We start from the raw sequence: 26026 nt of genomic DNA on the forward strand, positions 1-26026 counted from the left end.
CTACCTGACTAAGCTTATCTATTGATTTGCGCATATCACATGCTTGATTATATATAAATATTTTGGTTCTTATACTTCCTATTAACATTCTAAAATTCCTACTATCGCTTTAATCTCTTCTATTTTGCATCCTTTATTAAACCCTATTCTTATCCCCTTTTTACTTTCTATTATCATCTCTGATTTTATTTCTTCACTTCTTTCTTCTTCGCATTCTTTCACTCTTATTGGTATAAATTTATTTTTTACTGTATTTCTTTTATTTTCTACAAGAATTCTGTGCCATTTATAAAATGTACTTCTCGGCACATTCTTTTGCTTACAAAATTCATATTTACTTACATTACTTTTTTTATATTCTTCTACTAGCTCTTTCCATTTTTCATTACTTATTCTTTTTTTCTTTTTTTCTAATAGCATCATTAGCCTCTATTTTTTTAGGCTTTTGTTCTACCACTTATTTTTATTCTTGCCTAGATGCCCTTATTTTAGCGCTTACAGCAGTAATATGTATGATGCTCATTTTTTAAAAATCTTAATAATTAAAGCCCATTGAATTAAAAGTATCTTCAAAATCCATTCTTCTTCTTGTAATTTTAAAATTTGTATCATCAATTAATACCTCTGAAGCATATGGCCTTAAATTATATAAGCTACTCATAGATGAACAGTAAGCACCTGCAGTAAGAATTGCCAAAACATTACCTTCTTCGGGTTTTGCAACTTGAGTATTGTTATTAATTATATCTGTAGATTCGCAAATATTACCAACCAACTGCACCTCTTCTTCTAGATCACCCATATTAGATAAATTTATTACATGATGATATGAAGAATATAATGCAGGTCTAATAATATGGTTAAAACCAGTATTTACACATACAATCTTTTTGTTACCTTGCAATCTTATATTTGTAATTTTAGTCAATAAAAAAGTAGATTCAGCTACTAAATATTTACCTGGCTCAAAAATAATTTTAATATTATTTTTTTGCAAATTTTGATATTTTTTATAATAGTTATCAACAACTAACGCAAACTCAGACAAATCAACTTCTTCATCTGATGGCTTATATCTAACACCAAAGCCACCACCTAGATCAATAAACCTTAAGTTTTCTATTTGATTACCTAGTTTAAACATAAAATCTACCATTGGAGCAAAATTCATTGTATTATATAAACCAGACCCCAAATGACAATGCAGACCAATAAGTTTTAAATTATTAAACTTTATTATATTTAAAGCTTCTTCCATTTGAGAATGGTAAATGCCAAATTTAGAATCCTCTCCTCCAGTTATTATTTGTTTAAATTCACCATCTCCAAATCCAGGATTAATTCTAATAGAAACCTCTGAGCCATTATATTTTTCAGCATAACATTGTAATTCAGAAATAGAACCTATATTTACCACTACATTATGCTTATTTGCGTAATCCAGTTCATAATTATCACAATTATTCCCAGTAAATAAGATTTGATTACCTTTAAATCCACATTTTTTTGCAAGATCTATTTCAAATGGAGAAATAGTTTCAACACCATCTATACCAGCATCTTTTAATAACCGAATAATCATAGGGTTAAAATTAGCTTTCAGTGCATAATAAAGTAAACAATTGTTATCAAAAGCTTTTCTAATATTTTTAACTTTTTTATTTAAAATTGATTTATCTGTTATAAAAACAGGTGTACCAACTTCAGTTATTATATTAGATATAAGTTTTTGATTTTTGACAAAATAGTCTATTATCAACATTCTTCCTTTTTTAAAAATTTTTTATGTAGACATTTTAAAATAAGATCTGTCTTACTTTCATCAATAATGATAGTAATATTATTACCAGAAGCACTTACACTGATTGTGTATATTTTAGTATCATTTTCCATACATACATTAAATATTCCAGCAAGAATTTTCTTATCATATGTAATTTCATTACCAATAAAACATAATTTTGCAACCTTATCTTTAGCTTTTACAAATGCAAAACTTTCTAATATTTTCAAAAGCTTTTTTGAGTAATCTTCTGTTTTAATAGAAAAAGTAAATGAAATTTCAGAAGTTGCACAAACATCAATAGGTATATTATGCTCTGCAACTATTTCTGTTACTCTTTTTACAAAACCAACTCCATTAATAATGCTTGTATTATCTAATGTTATAATTGTGTTGTTTAGACTTGCAACAATTCCTTTTGCGTAAGGAGCTTTTTTAGTAATTTTAGTCCCTTTAAACGATCTATCAAAAGTATTATAAACGTATACAGGTATGTTTTTTTCAACGGCTAGTGCTATTGTGTCTGGATGTATTACTTTAGCACCACTATAAGCCATTTCAGACATAACATTCATGTCTAAACTAGACCAAGAAAAAGCATCCTTAACAATTCTAGGGTCAGCTGTCATAATTCCATTGACATCTGTCCAAATTTCAATCTCACTTGCATTTAAAACCATAGCTAAGATTGATGCTGTATAATCACTACCGCCCCTGCCTAACAAAGTTATGTTACCATGAGTGTCTTTGCCAATAAATCCAGTTACTACAGGAACAATATTTTTGCTATAAATCTGCTTTAATATTTTCTTTGTAGATAAGTTAGTTGCCTGAAAATTAACCTTTGCCTTTAAATAATTATTATCCGTTTTTATAATTCTTTCTGATTCAATTCTTTGAGATTTAATATTTAACTTTTCAAGAGCTAAAACCATCAAAAGAGATGATAATTTTTCACCAAATGCACAAATTCTCGCAACAGTTTTATCTGTTAAATCACCTACTAAACTAGTACCATAACTTATAGCTTCAAGCTTATTTATTATTGGTTCAAATTTATGTTCCCATAAATTATCAACATACTCATCGTTTAATAGTAAATTTTTTAAAATCTGTTTGTGAATATTACAAATTTCTATTACCTTTGATTTAACTAATCTAGGTTTGCCATTTCTTGCAAATCTTATTATTTCTATTAATTTATCGGTAATACCAGCTACTGCTGAAACTGTAACAACAATATTATAATCCTTAATTTTACTTTTTACAATTTTTGCACACTCTATAATTGAGATAGCATTACCCATTGAAGTACCACCAAATTTAATAGATTTTAAATTCATAAACAATTATTGATTTTCAAAATAATATACATATCCGAAATAAAAATATAGTTCAAGTTTTTTCATTTAAAATAATAATGAATTGCTTCTAATATAGCTTTATTTAACTGTTTATTAAAAAAACCTTATAGATCAAAATAAATGAATGAAAGCAATATTTTGATTTTAAATATTAAAAAATAATTTTTATCATTTAATTACTATAAATGATATTCTTCCATTGCTTGACAAAAATAATTATAAAAAGATAGTCTAAATCTAAATTAAATGTTAGTGGGTACTGTAATGAATAATAAAAACATTAAATTTTTAAGTAATTTTAATATCTTAGCTTCTTTAATCACTATTTTTATCCAATTTTATATTTTAATATATAACAATATAGGATATCAAAGAACAATATTTTTACTATTATTTAGCCTACTTACAATCTTAGCTTTATTTGGACAAAAAAAATATTTCACACCATCTTTTTTATTTAGTTCTTTTCTTGCGATAGTTAGCTTAAGACTTGCCAATCTATCAAATTTAAATTTTATATTTTATCTATACTTATTCATTATCTGTATTCAATTTATTATTTTCATTTTATATTGCCAAGAAAAACTTAAAAACTTAAAAGATAAAACTCTCTTGAAAGAAAAAATTATGCTTTTTCAATTAGTATTTATAAGAATATATGTTGGATATGATCTAATACCACATTTTTGTGAAAAATTATTTGCAGGTAATGTTGTAAGAAATATTGATGTGTTAGTTTTTACATCTCTAGGAGTTACACAGCCACTTTTTTTGTTTATTTCGCTGGTATAGTTGAATTTTTAGGAAGTTTAGCTTTTAGTTGCGGAATCTTTCTAAGATTGAGCTCAGCTGGCTTAGCTTTATATTTACTAATAGCAACTTTCTTAGGACATCATTTTTCATTAGGTTTTATTTGGGCCAATAGAGGTGGTGGTTGGGAATTCCCAGTTCTTTGGTGTGTAATAATATTAAGTTTTACAGTTATAAAACCTATGTTATTTACAATTGATGAATATATTTTAAAAAATTTTAAACTACTAAAATTTTTAAAAAAAATAATAGAATTTTAATCTATCTTAGGCATCTAGATAAATATAGATCTTTTGCGACTATGCTATAATGTGGCGGGGATGACGAGGCTCGAACTCGCGACCTCCGGCGTGACAGGCCGGCGCTCTAACCAACTGAGCTACATCCCCATATTAATATGGAGAAAATGGTGGGCGATGACAGAGTCGAACTGCCGACCCCCTCGGTGTAAACGAGATGCTCTACCAGCTGAGCTAATCGCCCTACCAAAACACGATAAATCATAATTACTTATATATGATATAAAAATCAAGCAAAAATTATTAAAGTTTGGAATTTATCATATATTTTTAATAATAAATTAATTAAATTATTCATCGTTATATATCTTTTCAGCTCTTTCATGCTCTTCTTGAGCTCTAATACTTAATGTAGCAATAGGTCTTGCTTCAAGTCTTTTCAAACCTATTGGATCAAAACTTTTTACACAAAAGCCATAACTACCATTTTTAATTCTTAATAAAGCAGCATTAATTTTATCTATTAATTTTCTATAACGATCCCTTGTTCTTAATTCAAAATTTACATCAGATTCAATAGATGCCCTATCATTAGTGTCAGGCTCATTGAGTTTTTCACTTTTTAAGTGATCAATCGTTTCTTTAGACTCTTTTGTTAAAGATTGTTTCCAAGCTATAAGCTTCCTCCTAAAATACTCTAATTGATAATCATTCATATACTCTTCATTTTCTGAAGGTTTATACTTTTCAGGAAGTTCAACAATTTTTTCACTCATAATATTTTATCCTAATTTATTTTTTTTCATAATTTTTTATTAAAAACTCATTTAGCAATCTTACTCCAAAACCTGTAGCTCCTTTAGGAGATAAATCTCCTCCATCATCAAGCCAATTTACACCCGCAATATCAATATGAGCCCAATCACAATCATTTTTAACGAATCTTTTTAAAAATTGAGCAGCAGTTATACTTCCTGCTCCACCACGACCTACATTTCTAATATCAGCAATTTTTGAATTAATCAATTCATCGTAAAATTCATCTAATGGAAGCCTCCAAACTTTCTCTCCCACTTCCTCTCCAGCATCAAACAATTGTTTAGATAATTTATCATTATTAGAAAAAAGACCTGCACAATGATGGCCTAAAGCAACAACAATAGCACCAGTCAAAGTAGCTAAATCAATCATAACTTTAGGCTCAAACTTCTCTTGTGCATACCACATAATATCAGCTAACAATAATCTGCCCTCTGCATCGGTATTATCAACTTCAATAGTTTGTCCAGACATAGAAGTAATTACATCTCCTGGTCTTTGTGCATGTCCTGAAGGCATATTTTCAGCAAGCCCTATAACACCTATAGCATTTATTTTTGCCTTTCGCTCAGCTAGAGATTTAATTAATCCCGTTACTACGGCAGCACCACCCATATCATATTTCATCAATGTTATTGATGGACCCGATGGTTTTAAATTAATACCCCCTGTATCAAAAGTTACACCTTTACCAATAAAAGCTATTGGCCTATCTTTAGTTTTTGATGAATTTAAGCCATTCCACTCCATTACTACTGCATATGTTCCAGAGCAACTCCCTTGCCCCACTGCAAGAATAGCATTCATTCCTAATTTTTTTAGTTGATTTTTATCTAAAATCTTAACTTTAATTCCTAAATTTTCTAATTCTTTACACGCCAATACAAAATTTTCTGGATCCAATGCATTTCCAGGTTCTGAAACTAGATCTCTTACAAAATGAGTTGAGTCAATAATCTTTTCTCTTTCATTAAACTTTTTCTTAACATTTAAATTATCGGCATAAACATTAATATTTTGTAAATAAATCTTATTCTTTTCTTTTTTATCAACATAATATTTATCAAATGTATAATTTTTAAGTTTTATTCCTTCACAAATATTTAAAAGAAAAAAATCTTGTTGATTATTTAATTCATCATTGTCTATAAAAATTTCAGCAGTCTCAGCTTTTAAAGAATTCAGTTTATTGGCAATATTACCACCAAGTTTTTGAATTTTTACACTATCTAACTTTTCTACTTCACCTATTCCACAAAATAAAACTTTCTTTATTGAACCATCTATCTGAACAGGAGTAAAAAACATTTCATTATATTTACCACTAAAATTTTCAAAGGTTTTTAATACTTGAGTTATATTTTTAAAGTTTGACTCAAGAAATTTTGGTAATTTATTTTTATCAGACAAAAAAACAACAGATATTTGATCGTTTATGTGCCTAAGCTTGTTAAATGAAAATTCCATAATTCAACTTATTAATATTAATCTAGGTAACTTATATACCATATATTAAAACAAGATAAAATAATTAACTTTCCTATATAAAAATATTGAATATTGATTATGTATCAAAAATACCAATAGTTGCAATATAAATTTAAAAATTAAACATTTTACATTTTTATGAAATTTTCTATTATAAACATATTTAATTAATTATTTCATAACCTATTGTCAAAAACCTATTATAAGAACATATTTTTCGGTTATTCAAAAATTCTTTTTTTTACTTTTATAGGGTTTTTTTTAATTATATTTATTTTTGATATTTTAGAGATTTCTAGAATTACAACAAAATATTCACTAAAATTTACATTAGTTATAAGATTAGCTTTAATGAAGAATTACAGTAGTTTAAGCCAAACTATACCAATGATAATATTAATATCATCATTGTTGCATTATAATTCTAAAAATAAAAATAATGAATTAATAGCTGCAAAGAGCATTGGTATATCAAATTTTAATATTATCTTGCCTGTTATATCTGCTGTATTAATTTTTGGAATCATAAATATCACAATAATAAATCCTATTGGAACAATGTTATTAAAAAAGTATCAAAATTATGAAGCAAATAAATTTAAAAAAGAAAAAAGTTTAATTTCTATATCTAAATCAGGAATATGGTTAAAAAATAAATTTAATAATCAAAATTTAATAATTAATGCTTTAAGGGTTTCTCAAACATCAAATACTATGAATGATGTTAAAATTTTTTTTATAAATGAAGATGGTGAATTAGAAAAACAAATTTTTTCAAAGTTAATTGCTTTTAAAAGTCAAAGTATAATCATACAAAATGCAACGATCATAGATAAAAATTTTAAAATATTAAAAGAAAAAGAATTAATCTTACCCATAAAAATTTCTATATCACAAATATTAGAAAATTTTACTACCATAGATACAATATCATTTTTTGAATTATTAAATTTTATAAAAATAACAAAGGAATCAGGATTATCAATAAATAAATACTTATTATTTTTCTTAAAAGAGTTAATGTCTCCAATTTATATAGTCAGCATGTCATTAATAAGTTTTTTCTTTTCTAATCGAGTAAATAATAGAAAAAAATATAATTTAACTTTTCTATATGGACTAACCGTAGGCTTTATAATATATTTCTTAACAAACTTCATATATGCACTAGGATCATCTGGGAGCATTTCAGTGTTTCTTGCTGCATTTTTTCCTACAATTACTTCGAATATTATTGCATTATATCTAATTCTATATAAGAATAATCAAATCTAACATATAAATAATAAGGTGAGGAGGTTGCTTGACTATGCCTATTGATAACACAGAAATAATGAAGCAAAGAAGTAAAAATTTCAAACAATATGAAAGTTACATAAAAAGTTTTAATAGTTTTTTAAATAATTTTCCAATTTTCTCAATACCAAGATTTGCAAAATCAGCTTATAAAACATTTTCAAATTTACCTTCATGGAGCAAACCTATAGTAGGAACTATAGTAGGAGTTTTTATTGGGTTGCCAGCAGCATTAATTGGGATAACAACTATCGTTGCTGCAGAAGCAATTAAATTCTCACTTGCTTGTTTAACTAGACCATTTGGTATAAAAACCTTCTCATTTAGACCAATGACCTGGAGCCTCTATAAAGTAGCTCAAAACGCTTCTACTCCTGAAATGCAAAAACTCCTTTTAGAGAAAACAAATTTACTAGAAAAAATTGGCCAAAATAAAGAGACTGTTAAAGGTATCCTAAATGATTTAATTTTGACAGATCAAACCACTAAACAATTAGCAAATGCAACTCTTGATTTACTTGGTGATGAAGATTTTAGAGAGAAATTAAAAACAGAATTAGTAAATAATTATTTTAAATTCAATTTACATTCATTTGATAGAGAAGGTTTTATTACAAATTTTACTAAATATGAAAAAAGTCAAATTACTGATAAAATAAAGGATGAACTTGGATTAATAAAGCTTCTTCAGGCTAAATCAGACATTAGATTTGGAGACTCAAATTATAACTTAAAGAAAATACTAAAAACATTAGGTGAATCACCAAGTAAACAAGAAATCTCAAACACCTTAAAAACACAACTAGCAAAAGAATTACAAATTTTAGGACTTAGTACAGATTCAATTAATACACTATTACCAGACAGATTGAAACTATTATTAAAAGGCGCACAAGAAATAATTCAAAACCAATACAAATTAGTATTAGATAAAAAAATTAATGAAGTTAGCCAAAGGATAGGTGATGAAATAAGGCAAAAAGGATCAATTGATAATTTTGACCATTACATTGAAGATATATTAACAGAACATGCTGCGTATGTTGTTGACGTTCAAGAACCACTATATCAACAAAATTTTGTTGATGATTATATAAAATTTCATCAAGATAAAGGTTCAACAAAACTTGTGAATGAACTTAGAGAAGAGGCTATTGAAATCTCTTATGGATTAGCACCTGATTATATGAGGTTAACTCAAAATGTTTTAAGAGTTGTAGATTCCCTACCTGATCAAGATCATAATATTATAGAAACGGGAAGTCCAAATCTAAAAACTCTTTTAACAAAGCAACCAACACAAGTAATTACCTTTGCTAAAAGCATTATAGGAGATTCAGGTCCTTTGCGTGATATGTTAGATGGATTTGGAGTAACAGATGAAGTATTAGACTTAGCACCATTAGTATTGAGTAAAGATGATGGTATAGCTAAAGTAGCTAATTTAACAGAATCAATTAGAAGTAAATTTATTTTTGACTGGACTGAAGATATATTAAATTTTTTAAACTCAAATCCTGAACTTCAACAAAAATTTATAGATAACCCTGAGATGGCAAGCAATTTAACTAAAGGCATAGTTAATAGTATAACATTTTTAAAAAATTTATGTCAGGATTTAGGTGCGACCAATCCAGTACTTGATATTATTTCAATACTTGTTAAAACCCCTGAAGATACACAAAAACTACTAGAACATCTAAACAGGGGAGAATATATAGAATTAACTCAAAAATTTATAGAAATAGCCAGCTCAAACGAAGAATTAAGAAATTATTTAACAACAAATAAAGAAGTTTATAAAAATTTAATAACATCCCTCTTTAAAGAAATTGACCTTATAAGAAATATTCAAACTAATAATGGAATTACTGATGCAGAATTAGGAGAAATTTTAGATTCAGGACTTGGTGTTTTAGACAATCCAGCTAAATTTACAGAACTTATGGAAGTAACTAAGCAAATTTTTGATATTGCAAATCAATATATGACAGAAAATAATATAAACAAATTTGCAGATTTAACAAAAAATGATTACATAAAATTAACAAAACTTATATTACAAAATGATAGATTACTTACTTTATTAGAAAACAATACGGAGGAAGTAGGTAAATTTGCAAAATTATTAACCGAAAAAATTCCTGCACTTAGAGCTATGAAAACTCAGTATTTAGGAGAAGTAGCTGTAGATACATTCGTTACTAATTTAATTGAATCAGGCATTTTAAGAAATAAAGATAATATAAGTGTTATGTTAGATAGATACTCAGGCAATGGTTATAAAGCTGTAGATATATTTAGCTATATTTACAGGGGCTCTTCAACATTGAAAAACTTATTATCTATAGCTCCTATTAGCGAATATTTTTCCTCTGCATCTATCAATCAAACATTATCTGATTCTATTAAAAATATAATAAATTCTAATACAACCAAAAATTCATTAACTGAGTTATTAACAAGCAGTAATGACACTACAATACAAAATTTAGGTGCCACAAAAAAATTAGATGGAATTGAATTAGATGAAATTGACTTTGCAAAAGCAAAAAAAATTCATGGATTTAGCTTCACATCATCACAGTTGTCTATAGCAAATTTTCAAAGAACAGAAATTAAATCAACATCTTTTGCAAACTCAATGTTTAAATATGGAGTAAATTTTGAAGATGCTAATTTACAAGATGTAGACTTTAGTAATTCAGCTTTCAGCACTTATAATTTGGAAAAATTATATCTTCCTGCCCGTTATAATGCTAAAGGAATAACCAGACCTGAGTATATAATAAGTTTTAAAAATTCAACATTAACAAATGTAAATTTTAGTGATATCGACCTTGTTAAAAAGTATGGTGTTAGAGATGAGATCAAAATAGACTTTGAAGGAGCTACAATTGACCCTTCTACGTTTTATTCATTAATTGCTGCAATTAGAAAAAATCCTGAACTTAAAGATAAAATCAACTTAGTGGGGGCTAAAATTATAGGTGATTTAAGTGAAAGAGATTTATCAAATCTAGATTTAGAAGGGATTGATCTTTCTGGTATCGCAAGCTTACAAGGTACAATAATTAAAAATACTAATTTAAAAGGTACAAACATTAATCCGGAATTATTAAAAAAAACTATGCAACTTGAAAGTATAGAAACAGACTTTACATTAGCTAAATTAAATGAAATTGAAGAAGCACAACAAGAAAATAGAAAATCAATTATTACTAAAAAAATATCTAAAATTATTGTCAACAACTAATTAATGATGGCAAATTAGTTGTTAAAGATTATATTCAAATTAACTTATTTATTGAAAAACTTAACACTAAATTATCAACAGAAATAAATTCTTTAGAAGAGAGTGAAAAGCAATTTTTATACGGTCTTTTTGAGGAAAATTACGCTAATTTAGATCAATTTGCAATAAATCCAAATACTGTTAAACATTATTCAGATTTAACTCAAAATCCACTAGCAATATTAAATATTCTTTATACTAGTGCTTTTACTGATAATGAATTATCAGATTTAAATTTAGCAAAAGCTATAAAATATGAAAATATGAAAAACTTAATAGCCGATGAAGTTGGAAAAGAATTATTTGGAGAAGGTCAAAATAGAGGTAAAGATTTCTTGATAATAAGGGATCATATAGCAAGTGTTTTTGACAGATTATCAGATGAAGAAAAAGAAAATTTATATGCACAAATTTGTACCATTGATGACAGCATTAAGCTAAATCAAAGTGAAGAGTGTAAACTATTAATTCAATCCTTAAAAAGTCAATACTACGATATAACAAAATATACAACAGCTGGAAAAGTAGTCACTAGTGGTATATACATACCAACCACGGGCTCATTAAATGAATTTGTACAATCCGATGCAAATAAAATGAAGTCCATTTCCGATTTAGAAAAAATATCTGATTTATCTAATGCTGTTGGCCAAAAACTAGGAGAAAAATTATTTGGACCAGATATGTCTTCTTCAAGAAAAAAAGATACTCAAAAAATTATTAATTACCTTAACAATCATGTTTTTCCTAGTGTATTGTGCAGTTTATCTGAAGATGAAAGAGCAGTTTTTTTAGATAAAACAACAAACCATCTTGAAGAATTTGCCGAAGTATTAGTTGGTAAATTTAATAAAACCACAACATTAGGATATAAAACAGTAGATATAAATAGCTTATCGCAACTTTTTTATAATGCTTCTTCTCATACTATGGTTGGTTCGGTTAGTGGTGGATTACAACTAAATTCTACAACTTTATCTACTCAAGAATTTTTTGATTCTGTTACAGAATGCATAAAGAGTAAATGTAATACTCAATCAGTAAAAATAGAAAACCTTGCACAACAAATAGGCACAAAACTAGGAGAAAAACTATTTGGACCAGATATGTCAACTTCAAGAGAACATGATACTCAAAAAATTATTAATACTCTTAGAGATTCAGTAATTCCAGAATTAAGTGAAACCGAAAAAACTAAATTATCAAGCTCTCAAAATTTAGATACATTAATTGGAAATTATAAACAAACTAGTATTCTTGGATATTGGAGTTCTGGAACTCGTCCAGAAAGTTTATCACAACTTTTTTATGACAATTCTTCAAGCACTAAAATGGGTTATGCAACTGGTGGTATAAAAATAGACGACACTATATTAACTTCTAGGGCTTTTTTAGATAAAGTAAAGACTCATATGAGAACATCATTAGCTAATGGACGTCAAATTTAGAAGAATTTTAACTTATAATTAAATAATAAATATATAACCTTGAAATAAATAATAGTTAACCAACATTTAACGGGTATATAATGTTTACTTAAAAAGTTTTACATGTTACCAATATTATATGTACTAATTTGATTTTGAGGTAAGAATGAATAAAAGTGAGTTTATAAATATACTATCTAAGAAATTAGGATGTTCTAAAGTATATGCTTCTAAAGTTGTAGACGCAGTTTTTGGATGTGTAGGAGATGCTTTGCAAGAAGAAGATATTTTAAGATTTGTTGGCTTTGGGACTTTTAAAATTCAAAGGCTTCCTAAAAGGAAGGTTAAAACTCCAAGAAGTGGAGAAATTGTAACAGTACCAGCTAAAAAATATGTAAGATTCTCACCAGGTGAGTTATTAAAAAATAAAGTAAATCACTAATTATTAATATAAAAGGAACACAACCTGTATAAAGTCTAGATATGATTATATATATTGAAGTACTTTATACTGGTTTTATTAGCATTATATTTATCGCCTTATGATAAAAATATTAGCTAATTTAGCTACTCATTAAATAATCAGATTTTTTAAAAAATTAGTTGTAAAAACATTTCTTTTACTATTATTATTCAAATGTAAAAGGATTATAACTATAATAATGGGAATAAAAATGACTAATAACATAGAGGTGTATAATCCTTTTACAATCCTTATCATACAAGCAAACAAGGCAGTAACAATTTTGTTACATGCGCACTATAACAAAAAATAATATAAAAGTCTTTTAAAATTTTTGTTTTTTTATAAAATATTATAAATTTCTTTACTTTTGATCTTAACTTATGTTGAAAAAAATTATTTTTTTTATATTTTTTATAATTTTACAATTACAACATAAAGTCATAGCAAATGAATCAAAAGAGTTAAATTTAGATATAAAAAACATTATATATAACGGTCATGAATTAAAATTTGATATATTGTTAAATATAAAAAATGGGTGGAATCTTTATAGTAATAAAGATTCAGATTTTGGAATCCCATTAAACTTAAAGTTATTTAAAAACAAATTACATGAATTAACTAGCAATATTGAATATCCACCTTCAATAAGTGAAATAAAAATAATAAATGGAAAAAAATTTATTAGTAACTTTTATAAAAATCATACTTTAATAAAAGTAAGCACTTATATTGATAATGCAGATGATTTAAATAAACTTTATCTCAAAATTAAATATTCTCTATGCAATAGCACATGTATTTATAAAACAGAAATTTTTCATCTTAAAGATTATTTCTCAACTAATTTTGGCTATACAAATAATACAACAAACTTTCAGCAAATTTTATTTTATATTGTCATTTCTTTAATTGGAGGCTTGATTTTAAATTTTATGCCCTGTGTTATCTCAATCATGAGTTTAAAAATAATAAGTTTTGTAAAACTAAGAAGCACCTCAAATCACAAAGTTAAAATTAATATTATTTATTATATTTTTGGCATAATAAGCTTTTTTATATTTTTGGCAATTATAACAATAATATTAAAACATATAGGATTAACAATAGGATGGGGAATACATTTTCAAAATCCTTATTTTATAATGTTACTCATATTAATTTTACTTATCATGGCTAGCAATTTATGTGGTGATTTTGAATTTCAATTATCTCATAAATTTTTAACAAAAATCTCTAATTTAAAAATTAATAAAGAACTATTCTCTAATTATTTCAATGGATTATTTATAGCAGTGTTATCAACATCATGCACAGCTCCATTTCTTTCTACTGCAGTAACATACTCACTAACTCAAAATAATATTCATATACTAATAAATTATTTTTTTATAGCAATTGGCATGTCCACCCCCTATATATTAATATTAATATCTCCTAATTTATTAAAATTCATCCCTAAACCTGGAAAATGGTTATCAAAATTCAAGAAATTTTTAGCAATTATTTTTATCTTAAATGTAGTATGGCTTTTATATGTATTAAATAACCAGATCAATTTTACTTCATTAATTCTATTTATAGGGTTTCTCATTATTCTAAAAAAAGTTTCAATGTCTTTATTAAATTCTATGAATAAATTTAATAGTAAATTACTCATAGTAACATTAACTATTGCCAGTTTTGTATTTTTTGTAAATTTTATAGTCAATTATGATAAAACCATTAAAAATAATGAACTACTAATTAAAGATAAATGGAATGATTTTAATTATGAATTAATAAGAACTGAAGTTGCTAATAACAATATCGTTTTTGTGCAAATAACTGCAGATTGGTGCGCTACATGTAAGATTAACGAATTATTAGTTTTAGACAATACATATATTTATAAAATATTCAAAAATAATAAAGTCAAACTTTTTAAAGCTGATTATACTTTAAAAAACGATCATATCTATCAATATTTAAAAGATCATAATAGATATGGTATACCAATGTATATCATGTATGGCCCTAATAATAAAAAAGGATTAATATTAAGTGAGATACTTACATTTAATAAAATATGCACTGCCATTAACGCTGTTAAATAGATATAAATTTTATTACTCAAAATTATGAATTATATTTTTTCAAATTTTTCAATACATAATAATGGTATAGTATCTAAAAATTTTTTAAACCTTGGAGTAAAATCTTTCCATAGTGCCATTGATTGGGTTAAATATATGCCATATGGTCGAAATAATGATAGGACTAACTATCTTAGTATATTTTCAGAATATAGAGGGACTTGTTCAACAAAACATGCCTTATTAAATGCTTTAGCTCTTGAAAACAATCAAAATATAATACTTAAAATGGTTATTTGCAAGATAGATAAATATTCAAATAAATCTATAAAAAGCCTTTTAGAATATCTGAAAATAGAATATTTTCCAGAAGCCCATTGTATTATTAGTAATGATAAAGATTATCTAGATATTACATTTCCAGGACATTTAAAAAACCCAAAAGCAGAGTAAACGCTAAAATATCCCCATCTTGACAAGTATTATCCGCCTTTCTTTGGGTTTCTTAAGTTTTTTGATAAATAAGCAGTTAGCTGAGGAGAATTTACCCAAAGTAAAATCAGAAATTGTAAATAAAAACCCTGTATCTGATAAAAGTGCTGATATATTAAACTGTTCTCAGAACAACTTGGCAAGATTTGATGATGGGGAATTATAGAGAGAAAAGTTTTGAGTTTGAAATGGAAGGAACACTGTAATTTTTTTGTATAAATGCGTAGTTATATTTTAGTTAGACCTGGTATTTGCAGAGTTAACAATTATATGATTTATTTGAAGTATTAGTTAGCATGAGGCATAAAAGCACTGCTAGAATGCAAGTATTGGTTTTAACTATAATTCACATGGTACTTACTGTAGATGTTATAAAAAAGATGGCTTAGTTTAAACACATTTCTGGAACAAAATCTTGTGCTAGATATTCATTGCCCTTCAATTCTTCAGATGGGTTAAGCATAAAATCTTTAATAGCATAATCAGTATTATTAAAATTAAACATGCTTAGTTCTTCTTTCAATATATATAAAGCTAGTTCTGGGTGAGGACCAGCTACAACATTTGATATAGTAGTTAATATGGATATATTAAATTCTTCTTTTAAGGAAAATAATTCGGATATAGGCACTACATCTTTTGAATGGATAAAGTCCTTTATAGATTGCTCAAATTTTATAGGTTCACGCAATTTAACAGAAAAATACATATAACTACATAATAAATCTACTTTTTCTGGAACATTATAGAATTTTGGAGCTATAAAATTAGAAATAATTTGATCTAAAATTTCATCATAGAAATATATTGTATGCCCATTTGAGTCAATGAATTTACATTGATATTGAGGGTTAAAGTTTAAATTTTTACAAGTATTTGATAAACTATAAGCATCAGGTAAATTAGAAGACAATAAAAATTCAGATTTGTTTGAAAGTAAAATTTTTAATTTAAATGTTAAATATAAAAATTTAATTGCTACTGGATTGAATAACCAAAATTCATCATTATCAATCGTATTAAAATTAATTTTATATATTCTTGTTCAGCTTTTTCATTGTCATTAAGTGTGAAGTCATACATTATAACTAATTCAGTATTGGTATATTCTGGCTGATACGAACGTATTTTCTCTATAATTTGTAATGCTTCTTCTAAAGGTCTTTTTACAAGAGATGGATGATGGTGTATCATTCGCCATTTATTATCTAAGGCTTGAATTAATATATCTAAATAGTTATAAGTGGAGCTACAATTTATGACGAAGTCATATAATTTCAATCCAGTATCTATATTTTTAGCCCTATGTATTAATAAATTTGCTGCAATAATAGAGGTGTAAATATTATTTTCTTCCTTAATTATTCTTCTTGAGTTTTCAATCGCTAAATAATCATTACCTTCGAACGATGTTTCATAAATTACATCATTTCTTGAAATATTAAAATGAGACATAATTTGTTATTGTTTGACTACACAAGCGGCAACTATAACTATAATTTTAATTTAGTCAACAAAGATCCCTAAAATTTGCTTCTCCGTTACTAAAGTGCAAATTATTAGTGAAAAATCCGCCATCTATACATTCTTTCTCATTATGATATATCATTAAAATTGTAGATTCAGGGCAAAAATCCTTAATCTCATCTGTAACTATTGATTTGGAATCAGGGTCCAAAGGTCCTAAGATTTCATCTAATAATAGTACATCAGGGCATTTATCTTTTAAGAATATTTGTCTAATTAGCTCAACCTTGACTTTTTCACCCCCTGAAAGTTTTTCATACCAATTATCTTGCTTAGTGTCTAATATGTTTTCCAGATTGTTTTTTTTATCTTCATCCTCATATAATAATTTAAGCTTTTTAGCATATGTTAAAATTTTATGTTTAAGTTCACTGATTTTTGTTTCTGTTAGTTGAGAAAATTAAAATGTAGTAACTTTAGTAAGCCACTGAAAAGGGGTAATAAATAGTGGGCAATAAGGTTTTTGATTAACTAGGGCCAAGTTTTGAGAAGAAGTTTGTATTTCACCATTAACTTCACTGAAACCAGAAAGATGATGATTACTACCATCTGAAGTAAGTAATTCAAAAAAAGATGATTTGCCACTACCATTTCCACCTGTTACAGCATGCACATATCCTTTTTCAAACTTTAAATCTTTCATTGTAATAGCCATTTTATTATTTTCATCACCTCTAGTAAAAGAAAGGGACTTAACATGTAAGGGCATTCCTTCACTGTCTACAGTTTTGCTAATATTTAGAGGAATAATTGAACTTTGCTCAATTTTAGAAGTTAAATTAAAAAGAATTTGAGTATCACTTGATAATTTATCTAATTTAGATTTTTCAGAATATCTAAATGATCCAACTCCAAGCAATTGATTCATTCCATCCGTATAAAGAAGTGTTTCTTCAGGTTTAATCACACCTTTTGCAACTAAATATACCACCGCAATCTGAGCACATGATCTACTTAGTGAGTATACATAATTTTTATTAAAATATTGTAAGTTACTATTAATATCCTCAAATATATGCAATTGTGTTTGGATATCTCTTTGTTCTTCAAAGATATTAACCCATGTTTCATTCCTCATTTCGCTTATAGAAGAATCTTGCTTAATTTTTATTCCATTTGCAACATCATGTTGAGTAACTTTGTCTTTTTTTGCTTTAACTAAATCTAATTCTTTTGTAAGTCTTATAATATTATTACTTAGATAATCATTCACTGCTGCACTAGAATAATCCAAAATATATAATGCACCGAGAGCAGGAAAAAATATTTTAGGGTAATTTGCAACTGCAGTAAATCCTATGAATAAGTCTGGCAAGCTATTTGATATATCAAATAAAAAAGAATTAATAGTCTTAAAAGTTTCAACTATTTTTTCATCAAATTGAACAATGTTAAGTTCCGAATCACGAAGAGTTAATAAACCATGATTTGCAGTATAATTTAAAAATTTTAAGGAATAATCTTTTGCTACCTCATCAACTTCTTTGGATTTTAAAACTAGCAATGAAATAAATAAAATAGCCGTGGGAATTAATGAAAATGCTATATACTTTCCAGATAACTTAACAAACTCTTGGTAAGTAATGCCATTAACTTTTAAAATATTATGAGCTAGTCTTGCACCATCTACTGAATTCAAGTTATGTAATAAGCCTATAGCAAATCCTGATTGTATAGTATTATGTGCTAATTTACTAATATCTTTATGAATATCTGTTTCATTACTGAATTTTTTAAACATTTGGTATTCAGCAGCAGTTTCATTGATAGGAAGAACACTGTTTAAAACATAATAACTTTTATTTTCTAAATTTGCTACTTGATAAGCTATTGTAGCAGCTTAGGAACTGATATAGAAAATTTAGTTAAATGATTAGTAACACCAACTTGACCTAACAACCTATATGTTATCAATCCTGAACCAGAGGTTACACCAACATCTAATGCATGATCTGCCAATTGAAAGTAATTAACTTCATTTTTGTGTAGGTATTCAAAACCTGTATATGATAATGCAAAAGTTGCAGTGCTTGCTATAAGTTACGTGAGAATTAGCATAATGAGCAGGAGAGTAATAATAACTGAGTAAAGCAATATCTGAGGAATAAACTAAATTATCATTATCAATAACATCTTGATCTTTTAAAAAATAATTAAACCATTGCAGAAATGTAATAGATATCGCTCTTGCGAATTTTGCTAAATGATGTTCCCCCTCTCTTTTTACTGATAAAGTTGATAAAAAGGTTATTGCTGAAGATCTTAGAAGTTTATTATTAAAACAATAGTTAATTGTTGAAGCAACTGGTGTGTAAATATTATTAAAAACTTCCATAATATTTTGTAGCATATTATCCCCCATATATATTAAAAATAAACTATGACATGTCTTGATCTTTTATCAAGTTTCAAATTATTCTTGATTATATAAATCTTCAGCCTCTTTTAAACTTTCATTGTATTCATTTTGTAAAAGATCGAATATAGAATTATTGTTATTTGTTTCATCATCAGGATCTATATCATCGAACTTTTTAATATTTAGATGGCTAGAATCAACTGCTGACTCTGTATATGCATTTTTGAAATTTTCTAAAATATATTTTTTATCTTGGGTAAAGTCTTTTTCATCAACTACATCTCCAGTTTCTTGGTCAATAAAATTTTGTGCAATTGACTCAGGAATTTCAAAGTTTCTATTAGGAATAAATTTTAATTTTTGAAAAAAATCAACAAAAATTGGTAATGGAATATTTGATCCAGCTGCATATTTGCCCATATCTTTAGGTATGTCATAGCCAACAAAGACACCAACAGTTATATCTGGTGTCATACCTATAAACCATGTATCTAAACTGTTATTAGTAGTGCCAGTTTTGCCTGCAACAGTCATATTGAGTGCATTTGCTCTTCTTGCAGATCCTCGCTTAACTACTCCTTCTAACAATGATAAAATTTGATAATTAGTGGCGTCATCAGTTACTTTTTTACCTAAAAATCCAAGAGTAGGTGATGATTTTTCATCTTTAAAATACAAATCTTGGTTAATTTTATAATATAAATCCTTAGGTGAATATAATAACTTACCATGCCTATCATACACACTATCAATAAGTTTTGGTTGCTTCATATTACCATTATTAGCTATGCTTGCGTAAGCATTAGTGATTTTTAGAAGAGTAGTTTCATATGAACCAATAGCCATTGAATAATTTGGTTTTATATTGGAATTATAAATTAAGTATCTTTTTGCTACTTCTGCTAATCGATCTAAACCAATTCCAAGTAATAATCTTAATGTAGATAGGTTGCGTGATTTTTCAAATGATGTTCTAAGTGTAATTAATCCGTAATATTTATTACCGTAATTTTTTGGTTTCCAAATTGGTAAGCCATGCCCTAAATCTATTTCAAGAGGTTCATCTAAAACTAATGTATTTGGTGATATACCTTGCTCGAATGCGGCTAAATAAACAAATGTTTTAAATGCAGATCCTGGTTGTCTTTTAGCTTGTATAACTCTATTAAATTTACTTTGTTTATAATCATACCCACCAACTAAAGCTAGTATTTTTCCTGAAATATTTTCAATTACTACAATTGCTCCGTTAATTTCAGGTATTTGTTCTAGTTTATATATATTATTATGTTTATTCAGTAATATAACATCTCCTAGTTTAAAATTTTGTTTAAGCTGCTTTGGTAAACTGTATCGGCTATTTAAAATCCAATCAAAAGAAGATTTTGTTAATGTTATTTCATTTTTATCTTGTAAAACAACGTTTATATTTTCATTATTTACTTTAACTACAACTCCTAAGATATAACTATCATGATAACTATTTTCATATATACTTTTTAAGTCATTAATATAATTGTTATTTAGATCAGTTATAGCAAAAGCACCTCTATAGCCTTGCTTTTTATCAAATTTCTTTAATCCTGCTCTTAGAGCTTGTTGTGCAGCATTTTGTAAATTTAAATTTATATTTGTATTAACTATAAATGCATTTGAGTATAGCTCATTTTCTCCAAATAATTCTATTAGTTCTGATCTAACAGCGCTTGTATAAAAATTTTCAAATTGGTTGTTTCTTATTGGTGAATAACTTAATTTAATATCTGAATTGATTGCTGCAACTCTTTCATTGAAAGTTATAAATCCCTCTTCTTCCATTCTCTGTATAGCCCAATTCCTTCTTTCTAGAGCTCTGTTATAATTTTTATACGGATTAAGGGTAGATGGTGCTTTTGGTAATGAAGCAAGTAGTGCTGCTTCTTGAATATTAATTTCAGTTAATTTTTTTCCAAAATAATTTTGAGCTGCCACATAAATTCCATAAGAGTGGTGTCCTAGGTATATTTGATTTAAATATATTTCTAATATTTTTTCTTTTGAAAAAGCCTTACTAACTCTATATGCTAAGACTGCTTCTTTTAATTTTCTTGTTAAACTTCTTTCGCTAGTTAAGAAAAATCCTTTTACAACTTGTTGAGTTATAGTTGATCCTCCTACTAATCTTTTATTTGTACCTATATTCAAAATATTTTGAAGTGAGGCGCGTATTATGCTTGTGATATCAATACCCTGATGTTCAAAAAAATTTTTATCTTCTACAGCAATAAAAGCATCCAATATTACTTTAGGAATATCTTTATATTTTACGTAAATTCTTTTTTCTAAAGAATATTCGTCTAAAATTTTACCATTTGGGGAGTATAATCTAGTAATTCCTGATGGTAAATAATTAGAAAGTTCTTCATAATTTGGTATGTCATAAAAAAAACTAGACAAAAATATTAAACATAAAAACACTAAGCCTATTGTAAATGCTGATATGATAGATAATAAAATAAAAAATTTTTTAGCTAGTTTTTTCATCTAGAATAATTAGTAATTAGATTTTGTTTTTAACATTTATAATTTTTTTATAAAGAAAAATTTTATACAAATCATAAAAAACAAGGATTGACTTTTTATTTTTATACTTTTAGCGCATCCTAATGAGTAGTGGGAAGGTTTGCTTGATGATAAGGATGCGCTAAATGTATAGTCACCCAATCAACTACTTTATAGTTTAACTGATATCATAACAAAATATAATATGCAACCATTAGTTTTTTATTTCTACTTTAAGACGAGCCAGCATGATTTAATAAAAATATTTATATTTACTTCATTTTACCAAACCAGTATAATTTAGCAAAATTTAATTAAAGTTTATCTTATATGTTTTCTTCACTGGTAGAGAGTTTTACTAAAGTTCTTAACAATATTAAACGCAAAGGTTCTATATCAGCAAATGATTTAGAATCAGCTTTGCGTGAAATTAGAATATCTATGTTAGAGGCTGATGTTGCACTTAGCGTTACTAAGGAATTTATACAGAATGTGAAAGAAAAAGCTTTGGGAGAAGAAGTTGTAAATAGCATAACTCCTGGGCAGTTGATAGTTAAAATAGTTCATGACGAGCTAAAGAATATTCTTGGTGATAATGAACAAGAATTGAATTTAAATGCAACTCCTCCTATAGTTATTATGCTTGTTGGTCTTCAAGGTGTAGGTAAAACTACTACGGCAGCTAAACTTGCTGTATTTTTAAGAAAAAAATATAAGAAAAAACCACTTTTAGCTTCATTAGACACTTATAGACCTGCTGCTCAAGAGCAATTAGAAACTTTAGGTAAACAAGTTTCAATTGAAACATTACCAATAATAACTGGACAAATGCCAATTGATATAGCAAAGAGGTCAATAGAGGTTGGTAAATCAAATTTATTTGAAGTAATTATCTTAGATACTGCTGGAAGATTGCATTCAGATGAAAAATTGATTGAAGAAATTAAATCTATAAAAAAATTTATTAAGCCAGTTGAGATTTTATTGGTAGCTGATTCTATGTCAGGTCAAGATGCAGTTAATAGTGCCAAACATTTTCATGATGCAATAAATTTATCAGGGGTAATTCTTACTAGAATTGATGGAGATTCAAGAGGTGGCGCTGCTTTAAGCATTAAGTATATTACTGGTTGTCCGATAAAGTTTATAGGCCATGGTGAAAAAATATCAGATTTAGAAAGATTTTATCCTGATAGAATAGCTTCTAGAATATTGGATATGGGTGATGTTGTTACCTTAGTTGAAAAAGCTATTGATACTGTTAGTGAAGAGGAGGCTGAAAATTTAGCTAAAAAAATGCAGAAAGGCAATTTTGATATGGAAGATTTAAGAAAACAGCTGAAAAATTTAAAGAAGATGGGAGGATTTTCTTCAGTATTGGGTATGTTGCCTGGTTTAAAGGGAATAAAACAAGCACTCAATTCTGAAAAATTTGATAAAAGTGCTATCACTAAACAAGAAGCGATTATTGATTCAATGACTAAAAAAGAAAAAAGTTTTCCAAAGATTATGAATGCTTCAAGAAAAAATCGAGTAGCTAAGGGTGCAGGTGTTACGGTTCAGGATATTAATAAGTTATTGAAACAATTTCTAGAGATGCAAAAAATGATGAAAAAGGTAGGTAATTTTGATGAAAAGAATTTAAGAAGGTTTGGAAATATGTTAGATAATAAGTATAAAAATAAATTTTTATGAAAAATATTAAAAATAATCTTAAATTAAAAGAATTGGCTGAAGCGTTAAGAAAAAACCTAAAAAGAAGAAAAATGAATAATAAGAAAACTATTAGTGAAAAAAATTTGGTTCCTAAATTTAAAAAATTTATTTTAATAATAATTTTATCAACTGGATTAATATCATGCGGTAAAAAAGTTGAAAGAGTTGGTTATTTTTTAAGTAATGATAAGCTGAGTACAATAAAAGTAAATGAAACTTCAGAAGATAATCTTTTAACAGTTCTTGGAGAGCCAACTACAAAATCTAGCTTTGGGCCAAAAATTTATTACTATATGGAGCGACAATATGAGCAAATTGGGTTTTTTACTCCTAGGTTAACACAACAAAAAATAGTAGCGATAGAGTTTAATCAAGGAAATTATGTTAAAAAAATAACAACATATAATAAAGATGATGCAAATTTATTAAAATACGATTCAAATCAGGTTATGATACAAGGTAATAAAATAGGTGTTTTAGAGCAATTTGTTGGTAATATTGGTAAATTTAATTCTAAAGCAGAGATGGCAAAGAAGTAAATTTTCACTAGTAATGATTATAATTTTAAGTAAGAGTAAATATTTGGAAGATGCTCTAAAGAATTTGAAAATATATAGAGATATAAAAATTAATACAGTAAATGATTTTGAGAATTTAGATTGCTATAATGCAGTTTATATAATTGATGAAAGAAATCATTTAAAAGAAAAATATAAGATATGCATTACATTATCTAAAAAGCTAAATACAGATCTAAAAAAGCCATTCCATATTTCTAGCTTAAATGCTCTTTTAGTTAAAAAGCTAAGAGAACTTGATAATTTTTTATTTCATAATAAATTTGCATTTTTTTATAATAAAAGATTATTAATTAATTTTAATGATAAAAAAATTAATTTAACAGAAAAAGAAGCTAATTTATTAAGATTTATATTTAAAAGACCTGGCCATACTATTAATAAAAGTAATTTGTTACAAGAGTTATGGCAGTATAGCAGTGATTTAGAGACTTTAACTATTGAAACTCATATTTATCTTTTAAAGTCAAAATTTAAAAAGTTAGGATTTGAAAATGTCCTATCAATCAAAAATGATATTATAAAATTTACAATATAATGTCTGCATTTTAAAATTTGGTATGCAATTTGCTGACATATATATTGAATTTAAAAAAGGTTTTAATGAGTGAACTATCATCACAAATTAGTCAAGTAGATTTCAAAGTAAATAACGACCTTGTAGATTCTTGTAATACTAAGAAGCAATATGAGAGCAGTAATTTTGATGAAATTTTAAAAAGTATTTCTCAAGAAACAGATGATAAAGTTGATATAGTTGAATCAAAAAAATCATCAGATAATACTAAAGTTTGCCAAGATAAAGTTAGTGAATTGACAACAAATCAAGTTGATGAATGTATTGAATTAAGGCCTAAAGATATATCTTTAGATGTGAGATGTGAATTAGATGAAGGGCTTTTTTGTATAGCTGGTCAAAGTATTGATTCTACTAATGAAGAAACAAAAATTGTGAATGAATCTTGTAAATTAAAATTTTCTTTTGTTCCAGTTGAAATTCACTATGAGGTTAATGAACAAGATAAAACATGTAGTAAACATATAGGTATAGCTGATTTTGATTGTGAAGAATTTATAGAAGATATAGATCTCTTAAAAACTGATCAAAAAAATGCACCAAGTTTAACAAAAGTTAGTTTAACTTTTACGGAATCAGGTCTGTATAGTCAAAGTAAACAAATGACAGCAAGTCAGTTACCTTTTGTTTCTACAAAAGTTGATACTAAGGGCATTGTAAATAGTGATTTTGCAAATATTACGTTAAAATTTAATGAAAGTATTACAGATGCTGATTATCAATATGGTTATGAAAATTACTATAATAATACAAAATCAGTTACTGAGAGTAGGATGAATTTTTCATTAGATAGTATAGAAACAAAATTAGTGAATCAAGTGACGTTTTCTATTTCTAAGGCGGTATCTAGCAAAGAAAAGTAAACGCTAAAATATCCCCATCTTGACAAGTATTATCCGCCTTTCTTTGGGTTTCTTAAGTTTTTTGATAATTCTAAAAAAAATTTAATTTGATGATATTTTTTTATCAATATTATATGGAAGTAAATTTACTAACTCTTTTGGATCAGAATAATCATGAATATGATTCAGCAAATATTTTAAATAATCATAAGGATTAATCTTATTTACTTTGCAAGTTTCAATAATACTATAAATATTTGCACTAGCTTTAGCACCCTTAGTTGTTGCACAGAACATCCAATTTTTTCTGCCAACTGCAAATGGTTTTATAC

25 protein-coding genes, 2 tRNA genes and 1 pseudogene are annotated in these 26026 nt (G+C 26.5%); 14 read left to right on the forward strand and 14 right to left on the reverse strand.

Annotated features, from left to right (window positions below; translation table 11 throughout):
- Window positions 1-81: 81 nt before the first annotated feature.
- The 3 genes from tnpA to EIC27_RS00600 form a co-directional block, all read right to left on the reverse strand.
- Window positions 82-423 (reverse strand): IS66 family insertion sequence element accessory protein TnpA, encoded by a 342-nt coding sequence (gene tnpA / locus EIC27_RS00590; protein WP_126044227.1) that lies wholly within the window; start codon window positions 421-423, stop codon window positions 82-84.
- 112 nt (window positions 424-535) lie between these two features.
- The gene (lysA, locus tag EIC27_RS00595; RefSeq protein WP_126044228.1) at window positions 536-1762 is read right to left on the reverse strand and encodes a diaminopimelate decarboxylase; all 1227 of its coding nucleotides are present in this window, start codon (window positions 1760-1762) and stop codon (window positions 536-538) included.
- Window positions 1756-3126 carry an aspartate kinase gene (locus EIC27_RS00600; RefSeq protein ID WP_126044229.1) on the reverse strand — a complete coding sequence of 457 codons (1371 nt, stop codon included), beginning with the start codon at window positions 3124-3126 and terminating at the stop codon, window positions 1756-1758. Before EIC27_RS00600 ends, lysA begins: the two co-directional genes overlap by 7 nt.
- Before the next feature lie 285 nt (window positions 3127-3411).
- On the opposite strand from EIC27_RS00600, the gene EIC27_RS00605 reads away from it, so the two are divergent.
- The 3 genes and pseudogenes from EIC27_RS00605 to EIC27_RS00610 all read left to right on the forward strand — a co-directional run bounded on the left by EIC27_RS00605 (window position 3412) and on the right by EIC27_RS00610 (window position 4217).
- Entirely contained in the window at window positions 3412-3939 is a 528-nt protein-coding gene (locus tag EIC27_RS00605; RefSeq protein WP_126044230.1) for a hypothetical protein, read from the forward strand.
- Window positions 3936-3983: pseudogene (locus EIC27_RS08025) on the forward strand (hypothetical protein); the annotation flags it as partial. The gene EIC27_RS00605 and the pseudogene EIC27_RS08025, both read left to right, overlap by 4 nt.
- 3 nt (window positions 3984-3986) lie before the next feature.
- Window positions 3987-4217: a hypothetical protein gene (locus EIC27_RS00610; protein WP_240627055.1), complete on the forward strand. Its 231-nt coding sequence runs from the start codon at window positions 3987-3989 to the stop codon at window positions 4215-4217.
- A 52-nt stretch (window positions 4218-4269) separates the two neighbouring features.
- Here EIC27_RS00610 and EIC27_RS00615 read toward each other — a convergent pair.
- The 4 genes from EIC27_RS00615 to EIC27_RS00630 all read right to left on the reverse strand — a co-directional run bounded on the left by EIC27_RS00615 (window position 4270) and on the right by EIC27_RS00630 (window position 6482).
- A tRNA-Asp gene (locus tag EIC27_RS00615) sits at window positions 4270-4346 on the reverse strand.
- Window positions 4347-4364: 18 nt separating this feature from the next.
- Window positions 4365-4440 (reverse strand) — tRNA-Val (locus tag EIC27_RS00620).
- 106 nt (window positions 4441-4546) lie between these two features.
- On the reverse strand, window positions 4547-4972 hold the full coding sequence (gene dksA, locus EIC27_RS00625; protein WP_126044232.1) for an RNA polymerase-binding protein DksA: 426 nt from the start codon (window positions 4970-4972) through the stop codon (window positions 4547-4549).
- A 16-nt stretch (window positions 4973-4988) separates the two neighbouring features.
- Window positions 4989-6482: a leucyl aminopeptidase gene (locus EIC27_RS00630; RefSeq protein WP_126044233.1), complete on the reverse strand. Its 1494-nt coding sequence runs from the start codon at window positions 6480-6482 to the stop codon at window positions 4989-4991.
- A gap of 207 nt (window positions 6483-6689) precedes the next feature.
- Between EIC27_RS00630 and EIC27_RS00635 the strand changes: the two genes are divergently transcribed.
- The 7 genes from EIC27_RS00635 to EIC27_RS06925 all read left to right on the forward strand — a co-directional run bounded on the left by EIC27_RS00635 (window position 6690) and on the right by EIC27_RS06925 (window position 15720).
- Complete coding sequence (locus tag EIC27_RS00635) at window positions 6690-7778, forward strand: LptF/LptG family permease (RefSeq protein WP_126044234.1); 1089 nt, start codon at window positions 6690-6692, stop codon at window positions 7776-7778.
- Between the two features lie 34 nt (window positions 7779-7812).
- Window positions 7813-11055: a pentapeptide repeat-containing protein gene (locus EIC27_RS00640; protein WP_126044235.1), complete on the forward strand. Its 3243-nt coding sequence runs from the start codon at window positions 7813-7815 to the stop codon at window positions 11053-11055.
- A gap of 302 nt (window positions 11056-11357) precedes the next feature.
- Window positions 11358-12542, forward strand: a complete 1185-nt coding sequence (locus tag EIC27_RS00645) for a hypothetical protein (RefSeq protein ID WP_126044236.1) — start codon at window positions 11358-11360, stop codon at window positions 12540-12542.
- Between the two features lie 145 nt (window positions 12543-12687).
- Window positions 12688-12963, forward strand: coding sequence for an HU family DNA-binding protein (locus EIC27_RS00650; protein WP_126044237.1), 276 nt, complete (start codon window positions 12688-12690; stop codon window positions 12961-12963).
- Between the two features lie 407 nt (window positions 12964-13370).
- Window positions 13371-15083 (forward strand): protein-disulfide reductase DsbD family protein, encoded by a 1713-nt coding sequence (locus tag EIC27_RS00655; RefSeq protein ID WP_205702305.1) that lies wholly within the window; start codon window positions 13371-13373, stop codon window positions 15081-15083.
- Window positions 15084-15107: 24 nt separating this feature from the next.
- Window positions 15108-15515, forward strand: a complete 408-nt coding sequence (locus EIC27_RS00660; RefSeq protein ID WP_126044239.1) for a hypothetical protein — start codon at window positions 15108-15110, stop codon at window positions 15513-15515.
- Between the two features lie 61 nt (window positions 15516-15576).
- Window positions 15577-15720 carry a hypothetical protein gene (locus tag EIC27_RS06925; RefSeq protein ID WP_154663834.1) on the forward strand — a complete coding sequence of 48 codons (144 nt, stop codon included), beginning with the start codon at window positions 15577-15579 and terminating at the stop codon, window positions 15718-15720.
- A gap of 219 nt (window positions 15721-15939) precedes the next feature.
- Here the strand turns inward: EIC27_RS06925 and EIC27_RS00665 are convergent, their stop codons facing one another.
- The 6 genes from EIC27_RS00665 to EIC27_RS00685 form a co-directional block, all read right to left on the reverse strand.
- The gene (locus EIC27_RS00665) at window positions 15940-16467 is read right to left on the reverse strand and encodes a hypothetical protein (RefSeq protein ID WP_126044240.1); all 528 of its coding nucleotides are present in this window, start codon (window positions 16465-16467) and stop codon (window positions 15940-15942) included.
- Window positions 16468-16532: 65 nt separating this feature from the next.
- Entirely contained in the window at window positions 16533-17009 is a 477-nt protein-coding gene (locus tag EIC27_RS00670) for a hypothetical protein (protein ID WP_126044241.1), read from the reverse strand.
- Window positions 17010-17481: 472 nt separating this feature from the next.
- Entirely contained in the window at window positions 17482-18822 is a 1341-nt protein-coding gene (locus EIC27_RS00675) for a P-loop NTPase family protein (RefSeq protein ID WP_126044242.1), read from the reverse strand.
- An 86-nt stretch (window positions 18823-18908) separates the two neighbouring features.
- Entirely contained in the window at window positions 18909-19040 is a 132-nt protein-coding gene (locus EIC27_RS07825; protein WP_276310313.1) for a hypothetical protein, read from the reverse strand.
- Window positions 19041-19074: 34 nt separating this feature from the next.
- Window positions 19075-19431, reverse strand: a complete 357-nt coding sequence (locus tag EIC27_RS00680; protein WP_126044243.1) for a hypothetical protein — start codon at window positions 19429-19431, stop codon at window positions 19075-19077.
- Window positions 19432-19494: 63 nt separating this feature from the next.
- Window positions 19495-21963, reverse strand: coding sequence for a penicillin-binding protein 1A (locus EIC27_RS00685; protein WP_126044244.1), 2469 nt, complete (start codon window positions 21961-21963; stop codon window positions 19495-19497).
- A 348-nt stretch (window positions 21964-22311) separates the two neighbouring features.
- Here EIC27_RS00685 and ffh point away from each other — a divergent pair, with 348 nt between their 5' ends.
- From ffh to EIC27_RS00705, 4 genes are all read left to right on the forward strand, one after another.
- The gene (ffh, locus tag EIC27_RS00690; protein WP_126044245.1) at window positions 22312-23676 is read left to right on the forward strand and encodes a signal recognition particle protein; all 1365 of its coding nucleotides are present in this window, start codon (window positions 22312-22314) and stop codon (window positions 23674-23676) included.
- The gene (locus EIC27_RS00695) at window positions 23673-24236 is read left to right on the forward strand and encodes an outer membrane protein assembly factor BamE (RefSeq protein ID WP_126044246.1); all 564 of its coding nucleotides are present in this window, start codon (window positions 23673-23675) and stop codon (window positions 24234-24236) included. Before ffh ends, EIC27_RS00695 begins: the two co-directional genes overlap by 4 nt.
- Entirely contained in the window at window positions 24196-24813 is a 618-nt protein-coding gene (locus tag EIC27_RS00700; RefSeq protein ID WP_126044247.1) for a winged helix-turn-helix domain-containing protein, read from the forward strand. The genes EIC27_RS00695 and EIC27_RS00700 overlap by 41 nt, the downstream gene beginning before the upstream one ends.
- Window positions 24814-24878: 65 nt before the next feature.
- Window positions 24879-25715 carry a hypothetical protein gene (locus tag EIC27_RS00705; protein ID WP_126044248.1) on the forward strand — a complete coding sequence of 279 codons (837 nt, stop codon included), beginning with the start codon at window positions 24879-24881 and terminating at the stop codon, window positions 25713-25715.
- Window positions 25716-25796: 81 nt separating this feature from the next.
- Here the strand turns inward: EIC27_RS00705 and EIC27_RS08030 are convergent.
- A partial coding sequence (locus EIC27_RS08030) for a transposase domain-containing protein (RefSeq protein ID WP_205702304.1) occupies window positions 25797-26026 on the reverse strand: 230 nt, incomplete at its 5' end.

This window comes from Candidatus Aquarickettsia rohweri, assembly GCF_003953955.1.
GTDB classification, from domain to species: Bacteria; Pseudomonadota; Alphaproteobacteria; order Rickettsiales; family Midichloriaceae; genus Aquirickettsia; species Aquirickettsia rohweri.

Bases quoted from the DNA above. Each gene is read 5' to 3' on its own strand.
- tnpA (WP_126044227.1), bottom strand. From the start codon at position 423: ATGATGCTATTAGAAAAAAAGAAAAAAAGAATAAGTAATGAAAAATGG.
- lysA (WP_126044228.1), bottom strand. From the start codon at position 1,762: ATGTTGATAATAGACTATTTTGTCAAAAATCAAAAACTTATATCTAAT.
- EIC27_RS00600 (WP_126044229.1), bottom strand. From the start codon at position 3,126: ATGAATTTAAAATCTATTAAATTTGGTGGTACTTCAATGGGTAATGCT.
- EIC27_RS00605 (WP_126044230.1), top strand. From the start codon at position 3,412: ATGAATAATAAAAACATTAAATTTTTAAGTAATTTTAATATCTTAGCT.
- dksA (WP_126044232.1), bottom strand. From the start codon at position 4,972: ATGAGTGAAAAAATTGTTGAACTTCCTGAAAAGTATAAACCTTCAGAA.
- EIC27_RS00630 (WP_126044233.1), bottom strand. From the start codon at position 6,482: ATGGAATTTTCATTTAACAAGCTTAGGCACATAAACGATCAAATATCT.
- EIC27_RS00640 (WP_126044235.1), top strand. From the start codon at position 7,813: ATGCCTATTGATAACACAGAAATAATGAAGCAAAGAAGTAAAAATTTC.
- EIC27_RS00645 (WP_126044236.1), top strand. From the start codon at position 11,358: ATGAAAAACTTAATAGCCGATGAAGTTGGAAAAGAATTATTTGGAGAA.
- EIC27_RS00650 (WP_126044237.1), top strand. From the start codon at position 12,688: ATGAATAAAAGTGAGTTTATAAATATACTATCTAAGAAATTAGGATGT.
- EIC27_RS00660 (WP_126044239.1), top strand. From the start codon at position 15,108: ATGAATTATATTTTTTCAAATTTTTCAATACATAATAATGGTATAGTA.
- EIC27_RS00670 (WP_126044241.1), bottom strand. From the start codon at position 17,009: ATGTCTCATTTTAATATTTCAAGAAATGATGTAATTTATGAAACATCG.
- EIC27_RS00675 (WP_126044242.1), bottom strand. From the start codon at position 18,822: ATGTTTAAAAAATTCAGTAATGAAACAGATATTCATAAAGATATTAGT.
- EIC27_RS00680 (WP_126044243.1), bottom strand. From the start codon at position 19,431: ATGCTACAAAATATTATGGAAGTTTTTAATAATATTTACACACCAGTT.
- EIC27_RS00685 (WP_126044244.1), bottom strand. From the start codon at position 21,963: ATGAAAAAACTAGCTAAAAAATTTTTTATTTTATTATCTATCATATCA.
- ffh (WP_126044245.1), top strand. From the start codon at position 22,312: ATGTTTTCTTCACTGGTAGAGAGTTTTACTAAAGTTCTTAACAATATT.
- EIC27_RS00695 (WP_126044246.1), top strand. From the start codon at position 23,673: ATGAAAAATATTAAAAATAATCTTAAATTAAAAGAATTGGCTGAAGCG.
- EIC27_RS00705 (WP_126044248.1), top strand. From the start codon at position 24,879: ATGAGTGAACTATCATCACAAATTAGTCAAGTAGATTTCAAAGTAAAT.